This window comes from uncultured Idiomarina sp., assembly GCF_964010655.1.
Taxonomy (GTDB): Bacteria; Pseudomonadota; Gammaproteobacteria; order Enterobacterales; family Alteromonadaceae; genus Idiomarina; species Idiomarina baltica.
This window is the reverse complement of the sequence record NZ_CAXGLS010000027.1, coordinates 23729-32879: the sequence shown is the minus strand read 5'-3', so window position 1 is coordinate 32879 and position 9151 is coordinate 23729. Positions and strand designations below refer to the sequence as shown.

The following is a 9151-nucleotide window of genomic DNA, read 5'->3' as shown; positions in this document are numbered from 1 at the left end:
CGCCGCTTTGGCATTGTCAACGCCAGCCATTTCCATCACATCGCTGATGTACTCAACATACGCGGTGCGGAATTCCTTGAATTTGTCTTCGTCGCTTAAGTAGTACTCACGATCCGGCAAGCCAAGACCACTTTGCGATACATACATCGCGTTAGTTTGTGGGTCTTTTGCATCCGGATAGACATAGAAGCCGAACGGAATTGACGTGCTCATGCGGCTCATGTGTGCGAAGTATTCAGCAACGGACTCGTAGCTATCAAGCGCGTTGATCGACTCAAGATCCGACTGGATTGGCTTGGCACCGAGCTCATTCAACGTCTCAACGTCCATATACGCGTTGAAGAAATCACCCACTTTACGTTCGTTGGTGCCAGCTGCTGCTTCCATATTCGCTGATTTTTCGATGATTTTATGTAAACGCTCTTGATTGCGCTCACGCAAATCAAAGAAAGAGCCGACTGAAGAACGGTCGTCTGGAATCTCAGTTTTTTCCATCCACGCGCCATTCACGTACTGGTTCAGGTCATCTTGAGGACGCGCACTTTTGTCAAAGTTTTCAAGTACGATGCCCGAGGTCAGCTGTTGTGCTTGTTGTTTTTCGGCTGCCGGCTTCTGTTGGCTAGACTGTTCCGATTGCGCTTCTTGTTGCGGCGAACATGCGCCTAACGCAAGTGCCATAGAGACACTCAGAGCAACGGTAGTTAATTTATTCATTGGTTGTCACCTGTTATTTAGTTTTTGTCGACTCATATCTACAAGTTCGAACAAATTAGCGCAAAATTAGGCGACAAGTAAAGAAAAACGGCAACATTCGCGATGAATGTTGCCGTTTTGCTGATAATTTACCGTAAACGAAAAGTTACTTTTTCTTTTTCGCTTTCGGATTAGGCATATCAGTGATTGAACCTTCTTGAATTTCAGCAGCTAAGCCAATTGATTCATGTAAGGTTGGGTGAGCATGAACGGTCAATGCGATATCTTCTGCATCACAACCCATTTCGATCGCCAAGCAAACTTCGCCTAGCAACTCACCTGCGTTAGAGCCGCACATTGAACCACCGATGATACGGTTGTTCTTATCAAAGATAAGCTTAGTCATACCTTGCTGTGCGTTCGAGGCGATAGCACGACCTGATGCAGACCATGGGAAGGTTACTGCTTCATACTCGATGCCTTTTTCTTTCGCTTCTTTCTCGGTCACACCCGCCCATGCAACTTCTGGATCGGTATACATGATCGAAGGAATCACTTTCGGTTCGAAGAAGTGTTTCTTGCCTGCAATCACTTCAGCCGCTACGTGCGACTCGTGAACGGCTTTGTGCGCTAACATCGGCTGACCAACGATATCGCCGATCGCGAAGATGTTGTCCACGTTAGTACGCATTTGGCTATCCACTTCGATAAAGCCTTGCTCGGTGACCTTAACGCCCGCTTTATCCGCGTCGATCTTCTTACCATTCGGCGCACGGCCGACTGCGGTCAGGACTACGTCATATTTAACCGGTTTCTCAGGTGCACCTTTACCTTCGAAGGTCACATAGATACCATCTTTCTTCGCCTCAACTTTAGTCGCTTTAGTGCTAAGCATGACGTTTTCGAAACGCCCTTTTACTTGCTTGTTGAAGCTCTTCATGATGTCGGCGTCAGCAGGCGGTACCAACTGATCGGTCATTTCAACGACATCAACTTTTGAGCCTAATGAGCTATACACCTGACCCATCTCTAGTGCGATGATACCACCACCTAGAAGAAGCATTTTTTCAGGAATTTCTTTCAGCTCAAGTGCATCAGTAGAGTCCCAAATACGCTCATCATCATGTGGGATGAATGGCAATTTGATAGGTTGTGAACCGGCTGCGATGATTGCGTTTTCAAACTCAATTTCGGTGTTGCCGTCTTCACCTTCTACGTTCAACGTGTTGCTGCTCGTGAATTTGCCGTAACCGTTGACGACTTTCACTTTACGCATTTTAGACATCTGACCTAAACCGCCAGTCAATTGACCCACGACTTTTTCTTTGTGCTTACGGATCTTGTCTAGATCGATTTTAGGCTCGCCAAATTCGACGCCCTCGTTCGCCAATACTTTGGCATCTTCAATGTGCTTTGCTAAATGCAACAAAGCTTTTGAAGGGATACAGCCTACGTTCAAACAAACACCCCCTAAGGTGCTGTAACGTTCAACTAGAACCGTTTCTAAACCAAGGTCAGCTGCACGGAATGCTGCTGAATAGCCACCTGGGCCAGAACCTAACACTACTACCTGTGCTTTAATTTTGTCGCTCATGATAACCCCTTGTTATTCACGGCGGGTTGAGCTACCCACCGAGGTCCGTCAACGCTAAATGTGCGGTTATTGTAACGCCATTTAGATCGTATTTCTCGGTAAAATTGGTGCTTAAAGCACCAATTTACGAATATCACCTAAAACTTGGCTCAAATACGCTGTGAAACGCGCCGCATCTGCACCATCGATCACGCGGTGATCGTAAGACAGACACAACGGCAACATGAGTTTAGGTTCAAACTCTTTACCGTTCCACTTCGGCTTCATCTCATTACGGGATACGCCTAAGATAGCCACTTCTGGTGCATTAACGATCGGTGTAAATGCTGTACCACCGATACCGCCCAAGCTTGAGATTGAGAAACACCCGCCTTGCATATCGGCTGCTTTCAACTTGCCGTCACGCGCACGCGCACTGACATCAACAAGCTCTTCTGACAGCTCGTAAATGCCTTTCTTATCGACATCACGGATGACCGGTACAACGAGACCGTTCGGCGTGTCCACCGCAATACCGATGTGCACGTATTTCTTCATGATTAAGGCTTCACCCGACTCTGACAACGATGAGTTGAAATTCGGGAATTCACGCAATGCTTTCGCACAGGCCTTCATGATGAAGACCAATGGCGTGATCTTAAAGCCCAGGTCTTGCTTCTTAGCGACTTCGTTTTCCGATTTACGGAACCGCTCAAGTTCAGTGATATCCGCTTCATCAAACTGCGTCACGTGTGGGATAGTCACCCAGTTACGATGCAGGTTAGGACCTGACTTGCGCTGAATGCGCGATAACTGAACTTCTTCCACTTCACCGAATTTGCTGAAGTCGACTTTAGGTCCATCAATTACTTGCAGACCACCACCGCCTTGGGACGTTTGTCCAGCGACTGCCTTCGGACGTGACAACTCGTACTTAACGTACTCTTGCACATCTTCTTTGAGGATACGGCTCTTAGGCCCAGTCCCTTTGACTTGCGATAGGTCGACGCCAAATTCACGTGCAACACGACGCACGGCCGGTGATGCATGAATCGGTGAACCATCTTTACGCTCGGTCGGATGATCCGGCACAGGCGGCTGACGTTCGCTGGTCGGCGTAGAGTTCGACTTAGCGGACTCTTTGTCGTCGCTCTCAGACTTCGAGGGTGCTTGCTGAGCCTTATCTTCGGATTTCGATGCTGATTTAGACTCGTCTTTGGTTGAGCTCGAACTACCGCCACTGCGCGTGACTTTCAACTTCGCGATCTTAGAACCTTGCGATACTTTATCGCCGACTTTGACCAGCATTTCTTCCACTTCGCCATCTTCGGGGCATGGCACATCCATGGTGGCTTTGTCAGTTTCTAAGGTAATCAAGCCATCTTCTTTTTCGACCGAATCACCTTTGTTGACCAAGATCTCGATAATTTCGACATCTTCTTCATCGCCAATATCAGGGACTTCTACGTCAATGACTTCGCTCTCGCCACCACTGGCTGCTTCCTGCTGCTGGTCATCCTGTGCATCGTCATCGTCGTCCGAAGCGTCAGAAGATGAGCCGTCAGAAGAGGATTCTTCAGCCGTATCTTCGGCTTTGTCATCATCGCTGTCATCACTCGCCGCTTCGATGATAGCGAGGACGTCACCTTCTTTAATGGTGTCGCCTTCTTTTACTTTTAACTCGACGATTTTCCCGCCCTCAGAGGCGGGAATATCCATAGAAGCTTTGTCACTCTCGACTGTGACAACACCATCTTCTTTCTCGATGGTGTCGCCTGCGCTGACGAGGATCTCAATGACTTCGACTTCTTCTCCGCCCACGTCGGGGACTTTGAGTTCAATCTTATCCGCCATATCAATACTCCTTATGCGTTACGTGGGTTAAGTTTGTCGACGTCAATACCGTAGTCTTTGATCGCTTTGCTCAACACTTTTGCGTCAATGTCGCCGGCATCAACAAGCTCTTTAAGTGCAGCAACCACCACGTGGTTAGCGTCCACTTCAAAGTGCTTACGCAGATTTGCACGGCTGTCCGAACGACCAAATCCATCGGTACCCAAGACACGATACGAAGTCGGCACCCACTGACGCACTTGATCAGCGTATAACTTCATGTAATCCGTCGCTGCAACCGCTGGACCTTTCGCATCTTTCATTGCCTTAGTGATAAAGGCTTCTTTCGGCTCTTTATCAGCATTGAGCATATTGTGACGCTCAACATCTAGACCATCACGCGCCAGCTCGTTAAATGAGGTTACGCTGTACACGGTCGAGTTGATATCGAAGTCCTCTGCCAAGATGTCAGCTGCTTTGCGCACCTGCTCTAAGATCGTGCCGCTACCTAACAACTGAACATCGGCTTTGGCTTTCTTCTTAGCTTTCACCTCGTCGAGCTTATAAATACCACGTAAGATGCCTTCTTCGACACCTTCTGGCATTTCTGGCTGATGATAGTTTTCGTTCATTACCGTCAAGTAATAGAACACGTTCTCTTGATCTTCATACATGCGCTTAAGACCGTCATGAACGATCACTGCAATCTCATAACCGTAGGTTGGGTCATAAGTAATACAGTTAGGCACAGTACCGAACAAGATGTGGCTGTGTCCATCTTGGTGCTGCAAGCCTTCGCCATTCAGGGTTGTACGACCGGCTGTACCACCAATCAAGAAACCGCGTGTTTGGCTGTCGCCAGCGGCCCACACTAAGTCGCCCACACGTTGGAAACCAAACATTGAGTAATAGATGTAAAACGGAATCATCGGCTCATTGTTAAGTGAGTAGCTTGTACCTGCCGCTACCCACGACGCCATTGCGCCCAGCTCGTTGATACCTTCTTGAATAACCTGACCTTTCTTATCTTCACGATAATAGGCCACTTGATCGGCATCTTGCGGGGTATATTTTTGACCATGGTGCGCATAAATGCCCACTTGACGGAACAAGCCTTCCATACCAAAAGTACGTGCTTCGTCAGGAATAATAGGTACGACTCGCTTACCGATTTTCTTATCTTTCAATAATGCCGTCAGTACGCGGACGAACGCCATCGTTGATGAAATTTCGCGGTCGCCTGAGCCTTTCAGCACCGCATCAAACGCTTTCAACGACGGTAGCTCAAGCTCAACATCGCTCTCGGCACGGCGAGTCGGCATGTAACCGCCCAATGCCTCGCGACGCTCGTTCATGTACTTCAGCTCTTCACTGTCTTCCTCAAACTTATAGTAAGGCAGATCTTGTAGCTCTTCATCTTTGAACGGGATGTTAAAGCGATCACGTAGATGCTTGATGGCATCCATATCCATTTTCTTAACTTGGTGGGCGATGTTTTTACCTTCGCCTGCCGCACCCATGCCGTAACCTTTCACGGTCTTCGCTAAGATAACTTGCGGACGTCCTTTGGTGTTCACCGCTTTGTGATAGGCCGAGTAAACCTTAACGGGATCGTGACCGCCGCGGTTTAGACGCCAGATATCTTCATCCGATAAGTTAGCAACCATTTCTTCGGTTTCTGGATATTTACCGAAGAAATGTTCACGCGTATATGCGCCACCTTTTGCTTTAAAGTTCTGGTAGTCACCATCCACGGTTTCTTCCATCAACTCGCGCAACTTACCTTCGGTGTCGCGATAAAGTAGTGGATCCCAGTAGCGACCCCAGATTACCTTGATAACTTCCCAACCTGCACCGCGGAAGGTGCCTTCCAGCTCTTGGATAATTTTACCGTTACCACGCACCGGACCATCTAAGCGTTGCAAGTTACAGTTGATAACAAAGGTCAAGTTATCTAAGCCTTCGCGTGATGCCAGGCTAATCGCACCCAAGCTTTCTGGCTCATCGGTTTCACCATCGCCCATAAAGCAATACACGCGTTGGTTTGAGCAGTCTTTAATGCCACGGTCAGTCAAATACTTCAAGAAACGGGCGAGGTAGATCGCCTGAATTGGACCCAAGCCCATTGATACCGTCGGGAATTGCCAAAAATCAGGCATCAAGTTCGGGTGCGGATACGAAGGCAAGCCTTTGCCGTCGACTTCTTGGCGGAAGTTATCCAGTTGCTCTTGGGTTAAGCGACCTTCGATAAATGCGCGGCCATAAATACCCGGCGATGCGTGTCCTTGAATAAATAGGAAGTCACCCCCGTCGCCCTCACTCGGTGCGCGGAAGAAGTGGTTAAAGCCGACATCATACAGCATCGCTGAAGACGCAAAGCTAGCAATGTGACCACCCAGTTCCTCACCTTTCTGTGACGCACGCAAAACCATCATCGCGGCGTTCCAGCGAATCGCTGAACGAATGCGTGCTTCCATGGTTTGGTTGCCCGGCATGGTCGGTTCCTGACTTGCCGGAATAGTATTTAAGTAGGAAGTGGTTGGGCGATAAGGCAAATACGCACCGTTACGACGCGCTTTGTCAATCAGTTGCTCCAACAAGAAATGCGCACGGTCGGGACCTTCGGCATCTAAAACGCCTTCGAGGGCGTCGAGCCACTCCTGCGTTTCTTGCTGGTCAACATCTTGTTTGTTTTCTTCACTCATAGCTATTCCTTTCATTCAATGTTTCAATCAGGAACGACGAAGCGAGCGCCGAATGCGAGATTGTTCTTTCGTCATCTCCATCAATGCCTGTTCAATATAGGACAAATGTTGATGACATGCATCTCGTGCCTGCTCCGGTTGACCGTTGATAATTGCCTTGGCAATTTGCAAACGGTGTTGGTTTAACTGCTCCACTACCGAGGGATTGTTAGCCAACACCTCTAAGTTTTGCTTTATGTTTTCTGCAAGGAGCTCGCGCATGCCCTGCACCACATGCAAAAGCACCACATTATGTGATGCTTCAGCAATGCGTAAATAGAAATTAACGAGCGACTGCACTTGCTCGTCGATAGCCCGCGTTTGTGAATCCATTATGCTATTGATACTGAATTCGATACGATCTAGATCGGCATCTGTGCCTCGTAAAGCGGCATAAAACGACGAAATGCCCTCCAGCGCATGACGAAATTCGAGAAGGTCGAATTGTGATTCGGGGTGTTTTGCCAATAACTCGAACAACGGCGTTGTCACCGACTCATTCACACTGTCGGTGACAAAGGTGCCACCACCGTGGCGACGTTCTAACAAACCTTTCGCTTCGAGCTTTTGAATCGCTTCCCGCAACGATTGCCGCGAAACACTGAACTGTTGCGCAAGCTCTCGCTCGGCGGGCAACTTTTGACCGGCTTCAAAACGGCCATCAACGATCATCGCCTCGATTTGTGAAACGATTTGATCGGAGATTTTCGCCACTTTTATACGTTCAAAAGGCAATGTGCTGTCCACCCTCGGTAAATTGGTCTGACCAAAGTTGCCCGATATTCTAAATCATTCAGCGGTAAACCCCAAATTAATTTAGCTGGTCAGACCTTTGTTTACTGGCATTAAAGCTAAACGATGGTCCCTGTCAGGGTTAATACTGCGATGACGACAAACCAAAATAGGTGTTGTCGTTTCATCAGATTAAGCTGGTGAGTGACAGCATCGGATCGATCATCGGGGTGGTGTGACCGCCCTTCTGCCTTCTCGACCACATGGTGCAATAGCTCGGGGTTATCATCTTGAGTGTTCGTCGCCATTGCCATGACAGCAGGCAGAGCATGACTAAAGTGACCCACCAAGGCGGCTCCGAGCGCCGCAAAACGTGCTGGAATAAAATTAAGCGCCCACAGTGCTCGCTCTACCTCAGCCCGTGCGGCCTCATCAAAATCCTGTTGGACTGTGCCGCGGTAGACACTCCGCAAACAGCCATAAGCTAAAACACCTGCAATTCCAAAGGTGACGAAGAAAAATATCGGTGCCAAAAAGTGGACAAAATTCAGCCATACTACGGCGCGTTCGACTGGAGTGCCCTCGGGTAAATGGGCATAGTGACGTAGTTGCTCAGCGGCTTCTTGATAACCTGCACTATCCGCTCGCATTGCTGTTTTTAATAGCTGTTTATACGCGAGTCGTTCTGGCCCTGCATTCATCACCAATAGCAACACGATAATGCCGCCAATAAAATTAACTAGACCACTATCAAGCCAATGAAATAATAGCCAAGCTAAAGCAGCAGGTAATAATATTTGAAGCAGTAACGCCCAAGCCGATTGTCCCTGGAAGTAACGGACTTTAGTTTGGCTCCAATTCATCCAGCGCTGCATGTAAAAGTCGATCGACCATACCGCGGGTAATGGGTAAAGCCGTTCGATACTAAGTGCTATGAGCAAAGCAATGAGTGTCATAGAGAGTCCTTGCGCGACAATGCGTTCAAATAATACGACCAGTCAAAACAGCGTCCGGGATCCGTCTTTCGGCCGGGCGCAATATGTTGATGGCCTGTGATTCTGTCTAATGTCAGTTTAGGGTAATAGTCTAATATTGTCTGGCTAACATCAACCAAGCTCTGATACTGGCGTTTGCTGTAAGGGGAATGATCGGTGCCTTCAAGCTCAATACCGATGCTAAAGTCATTACAGCGTTCACGCCCGTCGTAACTGGACACGCCGGCATGCCAGGCGCGTTTGTCAAAAGGCACGTATTGCTCGATAGTACCATCACGTCTAATCAACAAATGGCTTGATACGCGTAAGCCCGTCAAAGGCGCGAAATAATCACCCTCTTGCTGGCTCAACCCCTGGGTAAATAGTTTCTCAATATAGGGCGTCCCATAACAACCTTCGGGTAAGCTGATACAATGGATGACCAATAGCGAAATGTCCTGTTCATCGGGGCGCTCATCATAGTGCGGTGAAACACAGTGTTTTACGTCTCGAATCCAGTGATTTTTTATTGTGTGTCTTTTCACGGGCTCAGCAAAACGGTAAAGTTTGTGCCCTAGTATCGTCATTGTCAGTCAAAAGGT

General features: G+C 48.4%; 7 protein-coding genes. All 7 read right to left on the bottom strand.

Features of this window, described 5'->3' with window-relative positions; translation table 11 throughout:
• Positions 1–714 (bottom strand): M13 family metallopeptidase N-terminal domain-containing protein (locus tag ABNS04_RS08095; RefSeq protein ID WP_348671341.1); only part of this gene is annotated, 714 nt, incomplete at its 3' end.
• A 145-nt stretch (positions 715–859) separates the two neighbouring features.
• Entirely contained in the window at positions 860–2287 is a 1428-nt protein-coding gene (gene lpdA / locus ABNS04_RS08090) for a dihydrolipoyl dehydrogenase (protein WP_287830969.1), read from the bottom strand.
• Positions 2288–2398: 111 nt separating this feature from the next.
• A complete protein-coding gene (gene aceF / locus ABNS04_RS08085; protein ID WP_348671340.1) occupies positions 2399–4120 on the bottom strand; it encodes a dihydrolipoyllysine-residue acetyltransferase in 1722 nt (573 codons plus the stop codon).
• A gap of 11 nt (positions 4121–4131) precedes the next feature.
• Positions 4132–6804: a pyruvate dehydrogenase (acetyl-transferring), homodimeric type gene (aceE, locus tag ABNS04_RS08080; protein ID WP_290613119.1), complete on the bottom strand. Its 2673-nt coding sequence runs from the start codon at positions 6802–6804 to the stop codon at positions 4132–4134.
• A 27-nt stretch (positions 6805–6831) separates the two neighbouring features.
• The gene (pdhR, locus tag ABNS04_RS08075; RefSeq protein WP_272978335.1) at positions 6832–7557 is read right to left on the bottom strand and encodes a pyruvate dehydrogenase complex transcriptional repressor PdhR; all 726 of its coding nucleotides are present in this window, start codon (positions 7555–7557) and stop codon (positions 6832–6834) included.
• A gap of 137 nt (positions 7558–7694) precedes the next feature.
• Positions 7695–8531: a regulatory signaling modulator protein AmpE gene (ampE, locus tag ABNS04_RS08070; protein ID WP_272978336.1), complete on the bottom strand. Its 837-nt coding sequence runs from the start codon at positions 8529–8531 to the stop codon at positions 7695–7697.
• Positions 8528–9136, bottom strand: coding sequence for a 1,6-anhydro-N-acetylmuramyl-L-alanine amidase AmpD (gene ampD / locus ABNS04_RS08065; RefSeq protein ID WP_272978337.1), 609 nt, complete (start codon positions 9134–9136; stop codon positions 8528–8530). Before ampD ends, ampE begins: the two co-directional genes overlap by 4 nt.
• Positions 9137–9151: the final 15 nt, after the last annotated feature.

What these genes read in the sequence shown, in the direction of transcription:
- lpdA (WP_287830969.1), bottom strand. Translation starts at nt 2,287, where the DNA reads ATGAGCGACAAAATTAAAGCACAGGTAGTAGTGTTAGGTTCTGGCCCA.
- aceF (WP_348671340.1), bottom strand. Translation starts at nt 4,120, where the DNA reads ATGGCGGATAAGATTGAACTCAAAGTCCCCGACGTGGGCGGAGAAGAA.
- aceE (WP_290613119.1), bottom strand. Translation starts at nt 6,804, where the DNA reads ATGAGTGAAGAAAACAAACAAGATGTTGACCAGCAAGAAACGCAGGAG.
- ampE (WP_272978336.1), bottom strand. Translation starts at nt 8,531, where the DNA reads ATGACACTCATTGCTTTGCTCATAGCACTTAGTATCGAACGGCTTTAC.
- ampD (WP_272978337.1), bottom strand. Translation starts at nt 9,136, where the DNA reads ATGACGATACTAGGGCACAAACTTTACCGTTTTGCTGAGCCCGTGAAA.